The organism is Psychrobacter sp. NPDC078631, from assembly GCF_050268165.1.
Classification (GTDB): domain Bacteria; phylum Pseudomonadota; class Gammaproteobacteria; order Pseudomonadales; family Moraxellaceae; genus Psychrobacter.
In genome coordinates this window covers 555437-575136 of record NZ_JBNNGG010000001.1, presented here as the reverse complement: position 1 = coordinate 575136, position 19700 = coordinate 555437, and the positions used below count along the sequence as shown (strand labels likewise).

The window sequence follows — 19700 nt, the reverse complement described above, 5'->3', positions numbered from 1 at the left end:
TAGGTTGACACACTCCCACCACTTTCGTGAAGCTCAAGTGGGGAATTCTAAAAGCAGATGCTCTTAGGCGACTTTCTCACGAAGGTCGCTTGCTTTCTGTTTCAACGGGCGACCTTTACTGCATCCTCCCTCCGCAGACAAAACGGCATGTCCTGCCGCTAATATGTTACGAGCCGCATTAAAATCAGCGTTCGCAACATACCTACATTTGACGCACTCAAATTTTGACTGAGTTTGTCTGTTATCGACAGCAATATGCTGGCATTCAGAGCAGGTTTGGCTAGTGTATCGTGGGTTTACCTTAATCAGTAACCCACCGCGCCATTGCTGCTTGTACTCAAGCATATTGACCATCATGCCCCAGCCTTGATCTAGGATGGATTTATTTAATCCTGACTTGGCTTTGACATGACGACCTTTGTTCTCCACCGTACCACTGGCTGATTTCGACATATTGGTGACATTTAAATCCTCACAAGCAATCATGGCGTGGTTTTTGCTGATGCTGGTGGTGATTTTATGTAAGTGGTCATGTCTGATGTTGGCGATGTGGCTGTGAAGTTTTTGAATCTTGCGGTTTTGCTTTTTCCAGTTTTCACTGAATTTCACTTTCTTCGCCAAACCACGTTGCAGCTTGGCAAGTTTGAGTTGATTGGCTTTAAAGCTGTTTTTGGGTTTAATATATTCACCGTTTGAGGTGGTGAGTAGTTTGCTGATGCCCACGTCCAAGCCAATAGCGCTTTTAGATGGGTGACGAGGGTTCTCTGTCAGCTCGCGCTCTGTGCCAAACGACACATACCAGCGACCTGATTTCTTGCTAATGGTGACATTTTTAATCGTGCCAATAATGTCTTGCGATTTTCTAAACTTCACCAAGCCCACGCCATTCGGCAGTTTTACTCGATTGCCCTTAACACGGTAGTATTTATCAAACTGAACCAACCGAATTGAGTCACGCCCATCGGATTTGCGCTTAAATTGTGGCATCAATGGTCGTCGTTGAATTTCTGTGCCATCAGCCAGTTTAAAAAACTTGGGTTTACGAGGTTTCTTTTTATTTTCTTTCAATCTGGCATGTACTTTAGGATTAAAGAAACGTGACCAAGCCGATGCCAGATCACGTACTTTTTGTTGTGAAGAGACAGCGTTTGAGCTGCTTTTTAAGAACTCGAAATCAGGATTGCTCTTTAGATCCATGATTTTATTAACGAGGTTCGTGGCATTGATAAACTCATCTTTAGCAAACATCTCAAATGAGATCACTAGCATTTGATTCCAAACAAAACGTGCAGAGCCGACAAGATTATTTAGAACAATCTCCTGCTCTGCATTAGGCTCAAGCCTAAATTTATACGCTTTGTTGATTTTCATAAATGCGTTCTTTATTAATGAGTGTGTGTTTGATATTATGCTTATAATACTAGCATTTAAGAGTTTTTATTACAATGAGTGAGATATATAAAAACCGCCATGCTGCCTTTAATCTCCACGTTCATTTGGTTTTTATTACTAAGTACCGAAAAAAAGTTTTAGGTGAGCTGCATCATAAGTATTTCAGTGAGTGTGTCACTGAGGTATGCAAGAGCTTTGATGCTGAATTAAAAGAATGTAACGGTGGAGCAGATCATATCCACATGCTTATCCAGTACCCGCCCACGGTGCAATTAAGCAAATTGGTTAATAACTTAAAGTCAGTCACAAGTAGACGAATGAGGGGTGATTTTATTGATTTAAGAGCAGCTTATTCCAAGCCTGTGCTTTGGTCACGCTCCTACTTTGCAAGCTCTTGTGGCGGTGCGCCACTAGATATTATTAAGCAATACATTCAGAACCAGCGAGGTTAGCCAGTGATGCGAAATTCACCTCCACCCTAATGTCAGGTGGAGTCCTCTTTGCTTTTTTAAGATAAACTATTCAAGACAAGTTTGAAAGTGAGTCAATAGAAACTAACTGTGATAATTTTAAGAACGAATTAAAAAATAAATAAAAAATCAAAGGACAAATATATGGCGTATTGGTTAATGAAATCCAACCCTAAATTTTTTGGTATTGAAGATTTGCAGCGCTTGGGTACCGACGGTTGGGATGGCGTTCGCAACTATCGTGCGCGTAACTTTATGCGTGATGATATGAAAGTTGGTGACAAGGTATTCTTTTATCACTCTAGCGCCAAGCCGTCTGGAGTCGCTGGTATCATGACAGTGACTACAGCAGGGTATCCTGATCCAACTCAATTTCACCCTGAGCATCGTCATTATGATCCTATTTCGACCGAAGAGGAACCTCGCTGGTATATGGTCGATCTTACTTTTGAGCAAGCTTTTACAGAGGTATTGCCACTATCAGAGCTAAAATTCTTGCCAGCTTTGGAAGATTCTTTATTACTTAGAAAAGGCTGTCAGCAATTAACAGTGATTCCATTAGAGCCTAAACATTGGCGAGCGATTATGGATATGGCAGAAACACTTGAGTTGTTACCGGAGTAAACTTTTTAAATTGGCTATGAAATAGAGTACAAAAAACCTAAGATTAATACCTGCATAGCGGTGCTAAAGCGTTGACATCATAGTGTGGCTTCTTTACCATCTTACTATGTATATGACCTGTCAATCCACTACTTGGATCGACGGGTTATTTTTATTTTAGTGTCTTTACTTTTATTTTCATACTCTGACTATCTACTTATGCAACATTATAAGCTTGCTCATATTATTTATCGGAGTATTATCGTCGGCACTACACTCTCCTTGCTGTGTCAATCTTAGTCGATTGATAGCAGTGTTTGTTTATTCATAATAACCTTAATAACAATTACCGCAAAGAATAAAAAGTTGCTTACCATGGTTTTTCCATTGTCTTTCAAAGATTTTAAAAGCTACAGCTTTCGTCTAGGCGTACTCGCCCTCCCTATCTTAATCACTCAGTTTTGCCAAGCAGCACTTGGCGTGGTCGATGCCATCATGGCAGGTCAAGTATCGGCGCTTGATTTGGCTGCGGTAGCCGTTGGCTCTGGTATTTGGCTACCATTGTTTTTATTGGCCACAGGTGTGCTTATCGCAACCACGCCTCTAATTGGTGAAGCGATTGGTCAAGACCAGCACGGCCAAGTGCCGCATATCACGCAGCAGTCCTTATGGACCGCAGGTGTCATTGGCATTATCGGTTTTATCATTGTTAATTTAGCTCCTAATGTTCTTGGCATTATGGGTGTACCAGAAAACATTCAGCCGATAGCGACGCAGTATTTACATGGTGTCTCATTTGGTTTCCCAGCGCTCGCTGTATATGCTGTTCTACGCAGTTATTGTGAGGCATTGGGTCGTCCTGAGCCTGTGACTGTCATCAGTATCATTGGCCTGCTCGCAGATATTCCTTTGAACTATATTTTTATTCACGGGTTATTTGGCATGCCAGAAATGGGCGGTGCAGGCTGCGGGGTGGCGACAGCATTGGTATTATGGATAAATGTCCTATTGCTTGCAGCCTATACTAGCTTTACAAAGCGCCGCGAATTTGTAAGCACGCGCTTTTTTTATGGCTTCTCTAGTCCTAATCGTACACAGATCAAAAAGCTGTTGAAACTTGGTATTCCTATTGGCATCTCTATCTTCTTTGAAGCCAGTTTATTTAGCTTAGGCGCACTCGTCATCAGTCCCTTGGGTGAACTGGCAACAGCATCACATCAAGTGGCGTTGTCAGTGACCTCACAGCTATTTATGATACCGATATCGGTCGCCATGGCGCTCACTATCATGGTCTCCAATCGATTTGGTCAAAAAAACCTATTAGCATTGCGCCAAGTGCAAGCTACTGGACTGGTATGGACAGTATTGATCGCTTTGACTTGTATGCTCGGAATATGGCTATTCAGACCAGAACTCGCAGCAGCATTCACGGATAACCCAGAGGTCAGAGCCCAGTCTATGCATTTGCTTATCTTTGCACTCGCCTATCAGTTATTTGATGGCTGGCAGGTTAACGTCGCTGGTATATTACGCGGTATGCAAGATACCACCATACCGATGTGGGTAACACTCTTCTGCTATTGGTTAGTTGCCCTACCACTTGGCGTCTATCTAGTACGTTTCACTGACGTTGGCGCACAAGGGTTTTGGATGGCGTTGATTACAGGTTTATTCTTATCATCTATTTTACTTACTTTGCGTCTACGCTATCAGCAAAAACGCTTAACTATGTTATGGGGTTAAGCCAATTGCTCATGGATTGTATTTTATGGCCATTTTTATCGTCATTTGATCATACAGACTATGAAAAATCGTAGATATTTTCTTGCTATAAAGATGGCTTACGTCAAAATATGTAAAAATTCTCAGTTAACAACTGTACATTGATTGCTCATTGCCCTGAATCTAGGTATCATTAGCAATTAATTAGACAATATTTAGTTACACTATTTCTCGAATTTAGTACAAGGCCAGATAAAAACTATGGATATTGAAAAAATACGCACCCTCATCGCCCTTATGGAAGAAAGTGAACTGGTTAATTTAGAAATCAGTTCTGACGACGAGCATATTAGCTTAACTCGTCACTATGACGCGCCTGCGCCAACTATGATGGCCGCCCCAGCTGCGAGCGCTGCTCCTGCTGCCGCTGTCGAAGGCAAACCTGCAGAAAAAGCGGGTAGCGTTGAGTCTTCACCAATGGTTGGTGTTTTCTATTCAGCACCAAGTCCTAATGACCCACCATTTGTAAAAGTCGGTCAAAAAGTTCAGGCAGGTGATACTTTAGGTATTATCGAAGCGATGAAAATCATGAACCCGCTTGAAGCGACTCAAAGTGGTATTGTTGACGAGATCTTGGTAGATAACTCTGAAGTCGTACAGTTCGGTCAACCTGTCATACGCTATAAAGCGTAACGATATTTGCCATACTTTATTTCATTATGGCTGGCTTTTGGTATATATACCGCGTCAATGCTAAACAACATGATGCTATGTATCGAAACTCAGTCAATGACTGACGCTTCGACAAGGATGAACCCATGATAAAAAAATTGCTCATTGCCAACAGAGGTGAAATTGCCCTGCGCATCGTCCGCGCCTGTAAAGCGCTAGGTATCGAAACGGTAGGTGTCTACTCTACTGCTGATGCCAACTTGATGCACTTGCGCTTTGTTGATGAGGCAATTTGTATTGGCAAGCCTAATGCTAACCAAAGCTACCTTGATATCAATACCATCTTAACCGCTGCTGAAATCACTGGTGCAGATGCTATCCATCCCGGTTATGGCTTTTTGTCTGAGAATGCTGAATTTGCTGAACAAGTAGAAGAAGCAGGATTGACCTTCGTTGGTCCTAATGCTGATCATATTCGCCTTATGGGCAACAAAGTTTCTGCCATCAACGCTATGAAAAAAGCTGGCGTACCAACTGTACCTGGTTCAGTTGGCGCTGTGACCCTGCATAATGCTGAAGAGCAAGCCCGCAATATCGGTTTCCCACTATTGATTAAAGCGGCTTCTGGCGGCGGTGGACGCGGTATGCGTGTGGTTGAACGCTTTGACGAATTAATTGGTCAGGTACAAGCGGCCAAACAAGAAGCTGAGCTTTGGTTCGGTGACGACACTGTCTATATGGAGCGCTATCTGCAAAACCCGCGCCACGTAGAAGTACAGGTACTAGGCGATGGTAATGGTAATGCTATCCATCTATATGATCGTGATTGCTCATTGCAGCGTCGCCATCAAAAAGTTCTAGAAGAAGCACCTGCCCCAGACATCCCAGATGATGTACGTGAGCCAATCTTAAAGGCGTGTGTAAAAGCGTGCGAGCTTGTTAAGTATCGCGGTGCTGGTACGTTTGAATTTTTGTTTGAAAATAACGAGTTTTTCTTTATTGAAATGAACACTCGTGTACAGGTTGAGCATCCAGTGACTGAGATGATTACTGGTATTGATGTTGTGGTCGAGCAGCTCAAAATCGCAGCTGGTTACGGTCTGTCTTATCGCCAAAGCGAGATTGAGATCCAAGGTCATGCGATCGAATGTCGTATTAATGCCGAAGATTCAGCAACTTTTGTACCTTGCCCAGGCACTATCAGTCAATTGTTCACGCCAAGTGGTTCTGGCATTCGCTTTGACTCTCATCTATACCCTGGCTATGAGATACCGACCTATTACGATTCATTGATTGGTAAGCTTATCTGTCACGGTCAAACTCGTCAGCAAGCCATTGCTAAGACAGTACATGCCCTTGATGAGCTGATTATCGAAGGTATCAAAACCAATATACCTTTGCATCGTGATGTAATTTTGGCGGATGATAACTTTACTCGTGAAGCGCAAAATATTCACTATCTCGAAAGAGAGCTGCTGACTGCGAATAAAGCTAAAAAAGACTCATAGGCTGAAATACTTATAAATTTCGCTAAGTTTATTAAATTTAGTCACGACTTTAATTAAAACAGCACATAAAAAAGCCGCTATTAATATAGCGGTTTTTTTATGTCATCAATAAACTGTCAATCATACGTAAAGTACAACGAGCACATCTAATTATGGCAACACTCTATTGAAGTTCATAAAGCATTCGTTACCATCAGGATCAGCGCACCATTGCATCTGATTACCATTATGATTGATAAATGCAATCAACGCTTCATCAGTCTGGTCGATCTGATTGCCTGAGCAGTCTACTTCATTATTATCATAAACGGTCTTGATCGCAATAACTGGCAGCCCTTCTTCACGATGGGTAACCAGATATCGGCCGTATGTCCACTCTTTGCCACTGACAGACCACATCTCATTATCCGCACTAAAGTTATATAGCTCGCGGCACTGGTTAGACTTACCAACTGATGCAAGTAAGTTTTTGCTAGTAGTTGGTTGAATGTTTAGAACCCGCTCTTCACTTTGAGTCAGTACGCCGCCATCCATGCCCGTCATCACCTTGGGCTCTACACTGCTAGGCTGTGGCGCAGTATTTGCCGACTGGTTATCTTCCGCTTCCTTGGTCATCATGGCGTGAGTAGAATGAGCGCTACTGTCCAAGTCTATTTCCCACTGTCCGGCAATGGCTGGACTAATATGAGTGGTGATGGTTGGCTTGGTAATAGCCTCACCGTTCGCAGGCAACGAAGCCAAAATAGATGCTAGCGTGAATGAAGCAAATGAGATAGGTTCCATAATTAACCTTTTAATTATAATATTTTAATATATACATTAGCGTAAGTCTTAGACACCAAAAACACAAGTAACATTATGCTATTGCTCATAAACCTGTAGTTGGAATGGCGCAGGTATTTATAGCAAAAAACAACGCCATCGCTTTACTTGCTAGAGACAAGGAGCAATGGCGTTATTAGCATACAGAATTTTGCGTAATATTATTTGCTACTTAGCCAACCACTAAGCAGCTTCTGTATTTAGCGCTTGAGCAAAAGCTGATAACGCCCCTTTTAGCATGGCTGATACTGTACTGCTACAAGTACCGATGCCTGAGTATACCTCGCCATCTACATTAAGCTGTATATAAGCGGCAGCATTGGCATTGGTTTTGTTATCACTATTGGTATCATCATCGATACCATTACCGCTGTTATGATGCGGGTTAATCGCATGCTCTGCATAGTTAATAATATGTAGTGATTTGCCCGTATGCTGTGCAAGTCCGTCAATAAACGATGATAATGGGCCGTTACCAGTACCATCAATATCGATGGTGTCGCTATTCATTTGTACTTGACCACTAAAGTAAACCGCGCCGCCTTTATTGTTAACACTATAATCTAGTAGTTCAAACTTGCCCTGCTGCAAATAAGTATCTTCAAAGGTCTGCAAGATTTCATCGTTCTGCAACTCGCGAGCGGCTGCTTCAGCTTGCTTTTGTACCACACGGCTAAAGTCAATCTGCATCCAACGTGGTAGGTTAAAACCGTAGTTACGCTGCAAGATATATGCGACGCCGCCTTTGCCCGACTGGCTATTGATACGTACTACATCTTGGTAGCTACGGCCAATATGCGCGGGATCAATGGGTAGATAAGCCACGTCCCAGACATTGTCTGTTTCGCTCTGATTACTTTCATTGTAGTCGAGAGATTTTTTGATAGCATCTTGATGTGAGCCACTAAATGCCGTGAAGACCAACTCGCCTACATAAGGATGACGAGGGTGCAATGGTAAATTATTGCATTCGCTCACCACCTGTACGATTTCACTCATGTTGCTAAAATCAAGCTCAGGATCGATACCTTGGCTAAACAAGTTCATGGCCATGACCATGATATCCATGTTACCTGTACGCTCACCATTACCAAGCAATGTACCTTCAATACGATCCGCACCCGCAAGCACACCCAACTCAGCCGCTGCTACGGCACAACCACGGTCATTATGAGTATGCAAGCTCACAATCACATGCTCACGCTGCGCTAGATTGCGGCAGAAGTACTCTACTTGATCAGCAAAGACATTGGGCATAGAAGCCTCAACCGTCGCTGGCAAGTTAAAAATAACTTCCTGACCCTGCTGTGGTTGCCACACGTCACACACTGCATCACAAACCTCTACTGCGTATTCAGTCTCTGTCTGGCTAAAGCTCTCTGGCGAGTACTGAAATACCCAATCTGTTTCAGGGTACTTTGCTGCATATTCTTGCAATAGCTTGGCGCCTGCAATCGCAATCTCTTTGATTTCAGCTTTATCTTTGCCATAGACTTTTTCGCGTTGTACACGGCTGGTTGAGTTATAGACATGGACAACCGCACGTTTCGCACCTTTTAATGATTCAAAAGTACGGGCAATCAAATGCTCGCGCGCTTGTACCAATACTTGTAGCGTTACATCTTCAGGTACGTGGTTTTCTTCGATAAGCTTACGCGCAAAGTCAAACTCTACCTGCGCCGCTGACGGAAAACCAATCTCAATCTCTTTAAAACCAACATCTACTAAGGTCTTAAAGAAGCGCATTTTTTGTTCAATGGTCATCGGATCAATCAGTGCTTGGTTACCATCACGCAGATCCACACTTGCCCATATCGGTGACTTCTCAATCGTTTTGCTTGGCCAAGTACGATCTGGCAGCGATGGTGCAAATGCGAATGGACGGTATTTACGGAAGTCAAAAGCGGCACTTTTTGGTGTGATCTTTGCAGTCCCTGTGGCTGCAGTGTGCGTGGCTTGGTCAGACATAATCAATCCTTAGATGATATGGTTATTTATATATTTAGCTAGGCGATTAGCTGTTGATTAGATCAGTATTTATCATATGAGATAACTAGTGTTCATACCATAATAATATCAAAGTTTAACAGAGAGAAACCTGCTTTCTTTTACTTTATTTTCTGTTATTTTAGTGGAAAAACACAATTTAGACATTATAATCGAATAAATTCACTATTAAGGCTTGAGAAATGCCAGATAATCATATTGATAGTACAGGGACAGCAGATATAGACGAGATAGATAGACAGTTGCTACGCTTATTACAAACACAGGCGCGTATGAGCATTACTGAACTCGCTGAACGCGTCAACCTGTCTGCCACTCCCTGCGCACGCCGTATCAAACGCTTAGAAGATGCGAACATTATCACTGGCTACCATACCAAAACCGATTCGCAAAAACTTGGCTATCCGCTAGCCGTGTTTATCGCTATTAGTATGGATCGTCATACGGCAGAACGTTTTGAGCAGTTTGAACGCAAAGTTCAGAGCTTTGAAGAAGTCATCAGCTGTAGTATTGTCACAGGTCGCACGGAAGACTATCTGATTAAGGTCAGAGTACGTGATATGACACATTACGAAGAGTTTTTATTACATCGCCTCAATCGTATCGAAGGCGTAGCTCAAGTTCATACTAGTTTTGAATTACGAGAAGTATTTAGCCGTAGCGTGGTTTAGACGATCTATGCGGTCTTTGGCGACTGTCGACGGAACCATACCAATAGTACAAATCCGATCATCAATCCGATAGCAGCGACAAGCAACCCTGCGTTGAAATTACCATCCTTCCCTGCCAGTGCCACTGTCACCAAGGGTCCTAAAAACTGCCCCAATGCATAAGCCAACGTTGCCAAAGCAATCAGTAAATTAGAATAGGCAGGATTGATGTTTTTAAATAAAGTCAGTGTCATCGATACCATACCGACGAAGGTCAACCCTAAAATCGCAGCATTACCATACAATCCAAGTGCACCATCAAACCATATAGGCAAGCACATGCCAAATGCTTGCAATACTGTTAGCCCCATTAAGGTTTTTATTTCACCGATACGTTTGGCAAGCGCGCCCCATAGAGGGTTTGACAACATTGCAAAAATACCAACAACCAACCAAATCATCAACCCAGCATACGTCTGTGTTGTTAGACGTTGTGCTGCCATAACGGGCAAAAAAGTCGCTGAGCTAATATAACCAAACCCTGCCAGTACGTAGCTGACGAAAAGTAAAGTAAGCGCTTTATGGTGTCCAGAGATGGCTTCGTATAAGGAGCGCTTAAAGTTTAAATAGGTCTGATGCATTGATACGTGTTGTTTGGCATCAATCTGCTGTGAATCAACAGCCTGTACTTGTCTTGGCTTTATCGCATACAGTAGCCATATGAGCGGCAAACTGGTGACGCCTGCGACCAGCCAAATTACATCGAAGTGATAGCCTAATTTTAATAGCCACCACGTTACGATGGCAGAGGCGCTAATGCCAACGCCAATACCTGCATAGTGGACTGCTGATAATACAGAACGGCGCTCAGGGCTAAGGGTTTGAATCACAAAAGATGAGCTTAGAATCATTGCCACGCCACTTGCAATACCTGCAATTAAGCGGATGATATACCATAGTGTGAGCGACATATTTGGTATGACGAGTAGCATCGTTGTGACAACACTTATAATCGCCCAAAGTGTCATCGCCTGCCATGTCGAGCGCTGAGGTACAAACATGGCAATAAGAGCGCCAATAAAGTAACCGATATAATTGATTGATGCTAGCCAGCCTGCAATCGTCGTTGGTAGCGACAATTGCACCATAATATCAGGTAAGGTGGCGGTAAACAGAAAGCGTCCATAACCCATAACGACTGCCATGCAGTACATACCGATACAGGCAATGGCAGCTTCGTTGGTAATCGTCGGGATCATACGGCTTTTAAAAGCAGTCATCATGACAGCGCCATTTTTGTGGCAATTAGCACACAATCCTTTGTGTTAGACAGTCAAAAGCAGTAATAAAAAATCAGGAATAAACAGTTACTAGATATGTTGGGTCTAGATAAAATATCAGCAAAAACTATGACACATCTAACGTTGTCGTCTCTACCGTATCCTGCCCTAGCATCTGTACCCGCTGGTCGCTAAACATATCCATATCTGGAGCTAGCGTACGCATAAACCGATCAAAATACAACATCTGTTTGGTCAATAGAGCAAAATCGCGTGGAAAGTGAATACCATGACGTTTGCCAACTTCAACGATTTCAAGCATCATCTTATTAAGCTCATCGGCTTGCTCTTTACTATTGAAAGGTACACCGCTGGTAAAGGTTTTATCTTCTGCCATGATGGTTGTCATCATGCGTTGCAAGTCATGCCCCAGTGCAGCCACATCTACTTTATTGCTACCATGCGTCATTTCCATATCAATCATATGGCGAGCCATTGCTTGATAGTCACTGTCTTGCATGGCTTGCATCATGCCCATGCACGCACGCCAGCTCTCAGCTTTGAGCTTACCGACAATACCAAAATCCAAAAATCCAATACGGCCATCAGTCAATAGCATCAAATTGCCCGCATGTAAATCCGCATGGAAACTATTGCATAACATGAGACTGGCAAACCATGTGTTTAAAGTGTCTGCCATGACTTGAGCAGGATCTGTACAGTATTGACGCATGAGCGACTCATCGACCATAGAGACGCCATATAGACGGCTCATCGTTAGGACACGCTTGGTAGTCAGCTCTTCATAGACAGTTGGTGCAACGACACGAGTATTGCCTGATACCGCCAAGAACTGCTGAAAATCGCGAATGTTCTGTGCTTCGGCGATAAAGTCCGTCTCGGCAAGCATACGCAGGCGAATCTCATCAATAATCGGCGCAATACTCGCAAACTTCATCGATGGCATCAGGATCTCAAGTAGCTTAGTTACACCATGTAATACACCCAAATCAGTCTGCATGATGGTCTCGACGCCAGGCTTTTGTACCTTTAGCACCACTTCATCACCATTGTGCAATCGTGCTGCATGCACTTGAGCGATAGAAGCTGAGGCTAATGGCTCTGAGTCAATATGCGCAAACGTATCATCAAGGGTCATGCCATCAGTCGCTAGTTCTTCTTTTAGCACTTGCTCAATATAAGCATAAGACAATGGCGTAGTTTGATCCAAGCAGCTCTGAAAAGCCTTAACATAATCACGTGGAAACAGCGACGGTGTACTGGCGATGAACTGACCGATTTTGATATAAGTCGTACCTAACTGCTCAAAGGTTTCTTTGAGTAGCATCGCGTCAGGCTTTTCACCTTTTGCCACTCTTAGCGCAGACAGACCTGCCACGCTCGCTGTTTGGCGAACACGGTTCATGACATTAAAAGTATGCTTTAATAAATGCGGACGATGAATTTTCATAAAAAACAACTATGGTAATAAGAAGGAGGTTTGAAGATAGGCAATACAATATAAAAATGCGTTAAAATCAGATTACTCAGTTATAGTCGGTTCAATATAATTTGGATATAAGGAAGGCGAGTGAAAGTACTACAACTCGTAGACTAAGCAAGCCTGACACCGTATCCAATTTATAGAGAGTTGACTATAGGACTACTACAGACAGGACACTGTGGGTCTTTTCGATAACCCATCAGCCGCTGCTGCATCTGACTACCATCCCATATGAGCAGCTTGTTTGTCAGTAGATTTTTGGTTAATCCTAAATATTGCAGTGCAGTATTGGCTTGCAAATTGCCCATGACGGCAGTGGTACTGGCTAGCACACCAGAGTTGGCACACGTACGTTCGTCAGCGGCTTCGTCAAGCACCACTGAGCCAAACACGCAATGATAGCAACCAGTATCGAGCTGAGGTTCGAACAGTGCTAATTGCCCTTGCATCGCAATTGCTGAGGCAGATAATAGAGGGATCTGGTAGCGTACACTAATACGATTGATGATGTCGCGCGTGGCAAAATTATCCGTACAGTCTAAGAGTAAGTCAGGCTTGCAGGCTGCTATATCGAGCAATTCATAAGCGTTGTCTTCATCTAATCGTGCGACTGTGCCGCGAGTCTTTATCAAAGGATTGATGCGCGCTAACATATGCGCTGCGGTCAGTGCTTTAGACTGACCAATATCTTCTGGCAAAAACAGCGTTTGCCGTTGTAGATTGCTCGCCTCAATCTCGTCATCATCAATCAGATGGACATGACCCACTCCAGCCCGTACCAATGTCTCAGACGCAGGACAGCCAAGGCCACCTGCCCCTATTATGACCACACGTGCTGTCTTTAGTCGCAGCTGAGCATCCATATCCCAACTGTCTAATAATACTTGTCGAGCATAACGGAGCAGCTCATCATCCGATAGCTGTACCATCTCTTCTACCATATTCATCTACAACCTATAACCAAAGAAATCTACTACCAAAAAACTACCTATTAAACTTGTCCTAGCGTGACACGATCATTACCACCGTAGTCTTTTACGGTATGTACTGATTCAAACCCATTGTCTAGAAACAGCTGCCGAACCGCATCACCTTGATCATAACCATGTTCAATGGCCAATAACCCACCTATACATAGATAGGTCGTTGCTTGCTGGACGATATGCTCGATATCAGCCAAACCCTGATTGGGTGCACTGAGCGCACTAATCGGTTCAGCTGTCAGACCTGCCAAATGCTCGTCTGTTTCGTCAATATAAGGAGGGTTTGACACGATGATATCAAACTGCGGCTCATCGTAAATAGGTAGCGCTTGATACCAACTGCTTTGGACAAACTCAACATTGGCAACATTATTGCTCACGGCGTTATGCTGAGCAACTTTAAGCGCCTCTAGTGATAAATCAACCGCCACGACTTGCCAATTAGCTTTCTTAAGTTCATGGGCAAGACTGATAGCGATACAACCTGACCCTGTCCCTAAGTCTAGCAATCGCTTATTACTAAGTTGTGCTGTCTTAGCGTTTATCCAGTTCAATACCTGCTCGACCAGTACTTCGGTATCGGGTCTAGGAACTAAGGTATGCTCGTTTACCTTAAAGCTAAGTGACCAAAACTCCTGCTGTCCGGTTAGGTACGCAAGTGGTATGCCTTGCTGCATCTTATTCACGCCGTCATTGAACCGTGCGACCTCACTATCAGTTAGCTGATAATCTTCATCAGTCATCAACGCTATCGCAGGCTTATCAATGACATACAACAACCAATCCGTTAGCCAAAACGACGGCAGCTGATTATCAGTATCACCATTCGTTAGCTGTTGAATCTGCTGCTTGATGTGACGAATGGTTGATACGGTCATAGATAGCTCTTAAAAAACAATGAATGGATAGAAGTAAAATGCTGCTTAGCCTACTCTGATGCGCGTGGCGGTTCTTTGGTATCGGTCAGGTTAGGATTGGTTTTGCTTAGTTTGTCACCTACCCCATTGCCACCGCTGCCATCATTATTGTCATCGCCATAAATATCATCGTTATCACCAATGACAATATGTCTATCGACAAAGTAGATCAGTGCCAGAATTGGAATACCAATAGCAAAGGTAAAGATAAAGAAAAATGGATAACCCATATTATCGACGATAGCACCAGAATAACCACCCATCACTTTGGGTATCAGCGTCATCAATGAGGAAAAAATCGCATACTGTACCGCGGTAAAACGAATCGAGGTCAGTGCTGATAAGAAAGCAATAAATACAGCGCTCGCAAGGCCCGCAGCCAAGTTATCAAATATCACTGCCATATACATGATGGGCAGGCTACCTGGGTTGTATGTTAATACCACAAACAACAGGTTAGTCGCACACGCTAAAATCGCACCAATCATCATGGCGTGCATAATACGGAAGCGCTGAGCCAAAATCCCGCCCAAGAAGCCACCTGCAATTGCCATAATTACACCGACCAGTTTTACGGCATTGGCGATATCTGTTTTGCTAAAGCCCATATCTTGATAAAAGACGTTGGAGATCACGCCTGCGACGATATCTGAGATACGGTATAGTCCAATCAAGGCTAATAGCAGCAGGGCTTTTTTGCCATAACGTCGGAAAAAATCTAAGACAGGCTCGATCCATGTTGCCATGGCCACTTCTTTTTTCACCAGTCCTACTTGTACCAGGGCATAACCTGCTGCCATCGCCGCGCCTAGGCTTACTAATAAGTGCAAGGTTTCTACAAAGAAGCTAGAAAATGCGCCTTTGAACTCGGGTAAGACTTGTCCCATCAATATGTAAGCAGCGATAAAGGCAATCACTGAAAATACAAACAACGCTACCAGTCTGACGTAATCTTCACGAGTTTCAGCGACCAACGGGGCTTTGTTAATGATTTTTGGTTGGTTAATAATAAAGTACAGCAATAACAATGGCGCACACGCGACCAAAGCTAAAAAGTAAAATTTAATCGCTGGCATTACCATTAGTGGTATCAAGGCCACTGTGCTATCAAATACTGTATTGATCAAAATATTAATCAGGTAAATAACACCAAACAGTAGGCCTGGGATAAGCAGTAACGCTGAATAAATCAGGAATACTTTTAAGTTACCCTTCTGCTTTTTACTTTGCAGGGTCTCAGCGGTTGGCTCATAACTGGCAAACGTCGTTAATACCCCTAACGTCATGACCCCTGCCATGATGTAATAGGTATTGCGCCACGCTTCATAACTATAAAACGTCTCATTTGAGCCGAAATAATCAGCCAAATATAACGCGCCTGCCCCTGCGACGATCATACCAATACGGTAGCCTGACACATAGATAGAGGACAGAATAGACTGCATAGACGGCGGCGCAAGCTCAATACGATACGCATCAATCACGATATCTTGCGTCGCAGAAGAGAACCCGAGCAACACGGCCGCGCCTGCCATATAAACCAAGACATCTTCACTGACAGGGTTTACCCTTGCCATCAAAAAAATAGCCAGCACGATAAGCAACTGTGATACCACCATCCAACTACGACGACGCCCTAGCCACTTGGTCAAAAACGGCACAGGGAGCGCATCAATCAATGGCGCCCAAATAAATTTGAACGAATAACCCAATGCTGCCCAGCTGAACATAGTGACGACACTACGATCAATGCCTGCTTCTCTCAGCCATAGCGACAGACTTGAGAAAATCAGCAGAATAGGTATACCCGCTGAGAACCCCAAAAACAGCATAATAATGACACGAGGATCGAGATAAGCTTTTGTAGCCTCGCCCCATGACTTTTTGGCAATTGGTTGATTGGGCAGTACAGATTTGACAGCAGACATAATAACTCACCAACAATTCAGACAAAGAACACAACCGCGCACAATTTTTATCAATCTTTAGAATCAGTTATCGACAAAAGGATCGATAAAAATTGCTCTACGTTGCACCAATATTATCATTACAACAAAATCCAGTTATGGTACTTGAGAACCTTTATCTTGACTAGATGTTTTTGCATTAACTTAGCGATTGCAGACCATGTGCAATCGCTTATATTTCTTAATCGTAACGCAAAAAACCGCAGTGTTTTACCAAGGTTATCTTAGCTCTCTTTTTTATTACTAATTTCTATTTCGAAAGATGTCTGACAATGACATTATTTATAGGTAATATAAAGGTAGTAGTAAAACTGACGCAGGCTTGATTGGTTGGGTGCACTCTATTGGTTTACTCTTAATTGGCGATAATAAGCGCGGGCATTAATAATGATTGAGATAAACAAAACATCAAGCTTTTTATGATTGGTAATTTAAAACTTATAATTCTTATATATTAGTTTTATAAATCTACTCAGCTTAGTTATGCTTTGTACATAAACAACGACTACCGAGATTCACGGTTTGTTCTTTTCGATTATCACAACCCAGGAGTTATACCATGTCCGACTCAACCAATAACACCACTGACAAAAACACTGCCCCAGATGCTGCGCGCTGTCCTGTAGATCACGAAAGCAACAATAATAATGCGCCTACTAACACAACCTATGATCAGGGTGATGGTCAAGGCCCAACGATCCATAGCGAAAACGTTGATAACTCGCATGAGCCTGAGCGTCCGAGCATGGGTGGCTGCCCTGTCATGCATCAGGCACATACTACCACTGCATCTGCTGCGACAGATTGGTGGCCAAACGCCCTGAACTTAGACATATTGCACCAGCAAGACAAAAAGACTGACCCAATGGGTGAGGACTTTGACTATGCTGAAGCTTTTAAACAGCTAGATCTAGAAGCGGTCAAGACTGACTTAAAAAACCTAATGACTGAGTCACAAGAATGGTGGCCAGCGGATTGGGGTCATTATGGCGGTTTGATGATTCGTATGGCATGGCATTCAGCTGGTACGTACCGCGGTGCTGATGGTCGCGGCGGCTCTAATACTGGTAACCAACGTTTTGCACCATTGAACAGCTGGCCTGACAACGTCAACCTTGACAAAGCCCGTCGTCTATTATGGCCAATCAAGAAAAAATACGGCAATAAATTGTCATGGGCCGATTTGATGATTTTGGCAGGTAACATGGCTTATGAATCTATGGGCTTCAAAACCCTAGGATTTGCTGGTGGCCGAGCTGATATCTGGCATCCAGAAAAAGACATCTACTGGGGTTCTGAGCGCGAATGGTTAGCCGCTACCAAAAACCGTTATGACAGCGACGAAGACCGCGCGTCACTAGAAAACCCACTAGCAGCAGTACAAATGGGCTTGATTTATGTCAACCCTGAAGGTGTGGATGGTAACCCTGATCCATTAAAAACCGCTCAAGATATGCGTACTACCTTTGCTCGTATGTCAATGAACGATGAAGAGACTGTCGCTCTAACCGCTGGTGGACATACCGTTGGTAAATGTCATGGTAATGGTGATGCTACGATACTAGAAGACGAGCCAGAAGCCGCTGATATCAAAGAGCAAGGTCTAGGCTGGCGCAATCCTAAAGGTCATGGTAATGCAGGTGATACCGTTTCAAGTGGTATCGAAGGCGCATGGACTACCAACCCTACCCAGTGGGACCACGGTTATTTCGAGCTACTATTGAACCACGAATGGGCACTAACCAAAAGTCCAGCGGGCGCATGGCAGTGGGAACCAACTGATATCAAAGAAGAAGATCGTCCGTTAGATGCTCATGATCCAAGTGTTCGTCGTAACCCAATCATGACTGATGCAGATATGGCATTAAGCAAAGATCCTATCTATCGTGAGATTTCAGAGAAGTTCCATAACAACCCAGAGTACTTTGATGAAGTGTTCGCTAGAGCGTGGTTCAAACTGACTCACCGCGATTTGGGGCCGAAATCTCGTTACTTAGGTGCCGACGTACCGAGCGAAGACTTTGTATGGCAAGACCCTATTCCTACAGGTAATGCGGACTTAACTGCTGATGATATTGCAACGCTAAAATCGCAAATATTAGACAGTAATCTTAGTCGTCGTGAGTTGATCATTACAGCATGGGACAGCGCTCGTACATTCCGCGCTTCGGACTATCGCGGCGGTGCAAATGGTGCGCGCATCCGTTTAGCTCCACAAAAAGACTGGGCAGGCAACGAGCCAGAACAATTACAGCGTGTGCTTGAGACATTGATCAGCATTCAGTCTGGCTTTGATAAAGACGTTAGCTTAGCAGACCTTATTGTATTGGCTGGTAACGCTGCGATTGAACAAGCAGCAAACGATGCAGGTGTAGATATTACTGTACCGTTCAATCCAGGTCGCGGCGATGCTGACGCTGAAATGACTGACGCCGAATCTTTTGCTGATTTAGAGCCGCTACATGATGGCTATCGTAACTGGATTCAGGGCGACTACGCGGTATCACCAGAAGAGATGCTACTTGATCGCACACAATTAATGGGATTGACAGCGCCTGAGATGGTCGTATTGCTTGGTGGTATGCGAGTCCTTGATACCAACCACGGTCAGAGCCAACATGGCGTCTTTACTGAACGTGCTGGCGTGCTTACCAACGACTTCTTTGTCAATTTAACAGACATGAATTACACATGGCACCCTGTAAAAGTAGCCGACAATACTGCTAATAGCTACGAAGTACGTGAGCGTGGTACAGGAAACGTCAAATGGCAAGCAAGCCGTGTAGACTTGGTATTTGGCTCTAATTCTATATTACGTGCTTATGCTGAGCTATACGCGCAAGATGACAACTTAGAGAAATTCGTTCGTGACTTCGTCCGTGCTTGGAACAAGGTTATGAATGCAGATCGCTTTGATATTGCAAAATAAACTGAGTTTGAAGTTGGTCAGTATCAACTGATTAACAGTAGTAAATATTAATAGTAATAAATAACTTTATAACTAACAAACAGCTATCTTTTAGAAGGTAGCTGTTTTTTTATGCTCAATAATGACCGTTCTTTATAAGTTGTTAAGTTAAATGGTTTCACTTACTAAGCAGCATTTACTGAACGAATATTTTTTAGCATTGCAAAATGCAAATTCTATATTCATAATTATCATAAATTGATAGCTATTTATTATATACAAGAATAATAGCTTT

Annotated in this window: 15 protein-coding genes; 7 read left to right on the top strand and 8 right to left on the bottom strand. The window is 43.4% G+C overall.

Translation table 11 applies throughout. The features are described from left to right. Positions 1–63 precede the first annotated feature (63 nt). Positions 64–1371 (bottom strand): RNA-guided endonuclease InsQ/TnpB family protein, encoded by a 1308-nt coding sequence (locus tag ACQKCP_RS02285; protein ID WP_427611112.1) that lies wholly within the window; start codon positions 1369–1371, stop codon positions 64–66. A 74-nt stretch (positions 1372–1445) separates the two neighbouring features. On the opposite strand from ACQKCP_RS02285, the gene tnpA reads away from it, so the two are divergent. From tnpA to accC, 5 genes are all read left to right on the top strand, one after another. Next, positions 1446–1844 (top strand): IS200/IS605 family transposase, encoded by a 399-nt coding sequence (gene tnpA / locus ACQKCP_RS02280; protein ID WP_102092183.1) that lies wholly within the window; start codon positions 1446–1448, stop codon positions 1842–1844. Positions 1845–2006: 162 nt separating this feature from the next. Next, entirely contained in the window at positions 2007–2486 is a 480-nt protein-coding gene (locus ACQKCP_RS02275; protein ID WP_427611111.1) for an EVE domain-containing protein, read from the top strand. A 354-nt stretch (positions 2487–2840) separates the two neighbouring features. Further along, complete coding sequence (locus ACQKCP_RS02270) at positions 2841–4208, top strand: MATE family efflux transporter (protein WP_427611110.1); 1368 nt, start codon at positions 2841–2843, stop codon at positions 4206–4208. A gap of 240 nt (positions 4209–4448) precedes the next feature. After that, a complete protein-coding gene (accB, locus tag ACQKCP_RS02265) occupies positions 4449–4880 on the top strand; it encodes an acetyl-CoA carboxylase biotin carboxyl carrier protein (RefSeq protein ID WP_102092842.1) in 432 nt (143 codons plus the stop codon). A 125-nt stretch (positions 4881–5005) separates the two neighbouring features. Next, positions 5006–6367 carry an acetyl-CoA carboxylase biotin carboxylase subunit gene (gene accC / locus ACQKCP_RS02260; protein WP_427611109.1) on the top strand — a complete coding sequence of 454 codons (1362 nt, stop codon included), beginning with the start codon at positions 5006–5008 and terminating at the stop codon, positions 6365–6367. A gap of 150 nt (positions 6368–6517) precedes the next feature. Here the strand turns inward: accC and ACQKCP_RS02255 are convergent, their stop codons facing one another. Both ACQKCP_RS02255 and leuA read right to left on the bottom strand, forming a co-directional pair. Then, positions 6518–7150: a hypothetical protein gene (locus ACQKCP_RS02255; protein ID WP_427611108.1), complete on the bottom strand. Its 633-nt coding sequence runs from the start codon at positions 7148–7150 to the stop codon at positions 6518–6520. A 222-nt stretch (positions 7151–7372) separates the two neighbouring features. Next, positions 7373–9157 carry a 2-isopropylmalate synthase gene (gene leuA, locus ACQKCP_RS02250; protein ID WP_160021915.1) on the bottom strand — a complete coding sequence of 595 codons (1785 nt, stop codon included), beginning with the start codon at positions 9155–9157 and terminating at the stop codon, positions 7373–7375. 221 nt (positions 9158–9378) lie between these two features. Between leuA and ACQKCP_RS02245 the strand changes: the two genes are divergently transcribed. Then, entirely contained in the window at positions 9379–9867 is a 489-nt protein-coding gene (locus ACQKCP_RS02245; RefSeq protein ID WP_427611107.1) for an Lrp/AsnC family transcriptional regulator, read from the top strand. A 5-nt stretch (positions 9868–9872) separates the two neighbouring features. Here the strand turns inward: ACQKCP_RS02245 and ACQKCP_RS02240 are convergent, their stop codons facing one another. The 5 genes from ACQKCP_RS02240 to ACQKCP_RS02220 all read right to left on the bottom strand — a co-directional run bounded on the left by ACQKCP_RS02240 (position 9873) and on the right by ACQKCP_RS02220 (position 16458). Further along, positions 9873–11129, bottom strand: coding sequence for a YbfB/YjiJ family MFS transporter (locus tag ACQKCP_RS02240; protein WP_427611106.1), 1257 nt, complete (start codon positions 11127–11129; stop codon positions 9873–9875). A 124-nt stretch (positions 11130–11253) separates the two neighbouring features. Beyond that, a complete protein-coding gene (locus ACQKCP_RS02235; protein ID WP_427611105.1) occupies positions 11254–12597 on the bottom strand; it encodes an ABC1 kinase family protein in 1344 nt (447 codons plus the stop codon). Positions 12598–12767: 170 nt separating this feature from the next. Then, positions 12768–13571: a HesA/MoeB/ThiF family protein gene (locus ACQKCP_RS02230; protein WP_427611656.1), complete on the bottom strand. Its 804-nt coding sequence runs from the start codon at positions 13569–13571 to the stop codon at positions 12768–12770. Between the two features lie 50 nt (positions 13572–13621). Beyond that, positions 13622–14491, bottom strand: coding sequence for a peptide chain release factor N(5)-glutamine methyltransferase (prmC, locus tag ACQKCP_RS02225; protein ID WP_427611104.1), 870 nt, complete (start codon positions 14489–14491; stop codon positions 13622–13624). Positions 14492–14541: 50 nt separating this feature from the next. Then, positions 14542–16458 (bottom strand): AmpG family muropeptide MFS transporter, encoded by a 1917-nt coding sequence (locus ACQKCP_RS02220; RefSeq protein ID WP_427611103.1) that lies wholly within the window; start codon positions 16456–16458, stop codon positions 14542–14544. A gap of 784 nt (positions 16459–17242) precedes the next feature. On the opposite strand from ACQKCP_RS02220, the gene katG reads away from it, so the two are divergent. Beyond that, on the top strand, positions 17243–19426 hold the full coding sequence (katG, locus tag ACQKCP_RS02215) for a catalase/peroxidase HPI (RefSeq protein ID WP_427611655.1): 2184 nt from the start codon (positions 17243–17245) through the stop codon (positions 19424–19426). The last annotated feature ends 274 nt before the right edge of the window (positions 19427–19700 follow it).

Coding starts and splice junctions, on each gene's coding strand:
- ACQKCP_RS02220 (WP_427611103.1), bottom strand. CDS start 16,458: ATGTCTGCTGTCAAATCTGTACTGCCCAATCAACCAATTGCCAAAAAG.
- tnpA (WP_102092183.1), top strand. CDS start 1,446: ATGAGTGAGATATATAAAAACCGCCATGCTGCCTTTAATCTCCACGTT.
- prmC (WP_427611104.1), bottom strand. CDS start 14,491: ATGACCGTATCAACCATTCGTCACATCAAGCAGCAGATTCAACAGCTA.
- ACQKCP_RS02230 (WP_427611656.1), bottom strand. CDS start 13,571: ATGGTAGAAGAGATGGTACAGCTATCGGATGATGAGCTGCTCCGTTAT.
- ACQKCP_RS02270 (WP_427611110.1), top strand. CDS start 2,841: ATGGTTTTTCCATTGTCTTTCAAAGATTTTAAAAGCTACAGCTTTCGT.
- leuA (WP_160021915.1), bottom strand. CDS start 9,157: ATGTCTGACCAAGCCACGCACACTGCAGCCACAGGGACTGCAAAGATC.
- katG (WP_427611655.1), top strand. CDS start 17,243: ATGGGTGGCTGCCCTGTCATGCATCAGGCACATACTACCACTGCATCT.
- accB (WP_102092842.1), top strand. CDS start 4,449: ATGGATATTGAAAAAATACGCACCCTCATCGCCCTTATGGAAGAAAGT.
- ACQKCP_RS02285 (WP_427611112.1), bottom strand. CDS start 1,371: ATGAAAATCAACAAAGCGTATAAATTTAGGCTTGAGCCTAATGCAGAG.
- ACQKCP_RS02235 (WP_427611105.1), bottom strand. CDS start 12,597: ATGAAAATTCATCGTCCGCATTTATTAAAGCATACTTTTAATGTCATG.
- ACQKCP_RS02240 (WP_427611106.1), bottom strand. CDS start 11,129: ATGATGACTGCTTTTAAAAGCCGTATGATCCCGACGATTACCAACGAA.
- ACQKCP_RS02275 (WP_427611111.1), top strand. CDS start 2,007: ATGGCGTATTGGTTAATGAAATCCAACCCTAAATTTTTTGGTATTGAA.
- ACQKCP_RS02245 (WP_427611107.1), top strand. CDS start 9,379: ATGCCAGATAATCATATTGATAGTACAGGGACAGCAGATATAGACGAG.
- accC (WP_427611109.1), top strand. CDS start 5,006: ATGATAAAAAAATTGCTCATTGCCAACAGAGGTGAAATTGCCCTGCGC.
- ACQKCP_RS02255 (WP_427611108.1), bottom strand. CDS start 7,150: ATGGAACCTATCTCATTTGCTTCATTCACGCTAGCATCTATTTTGGCT.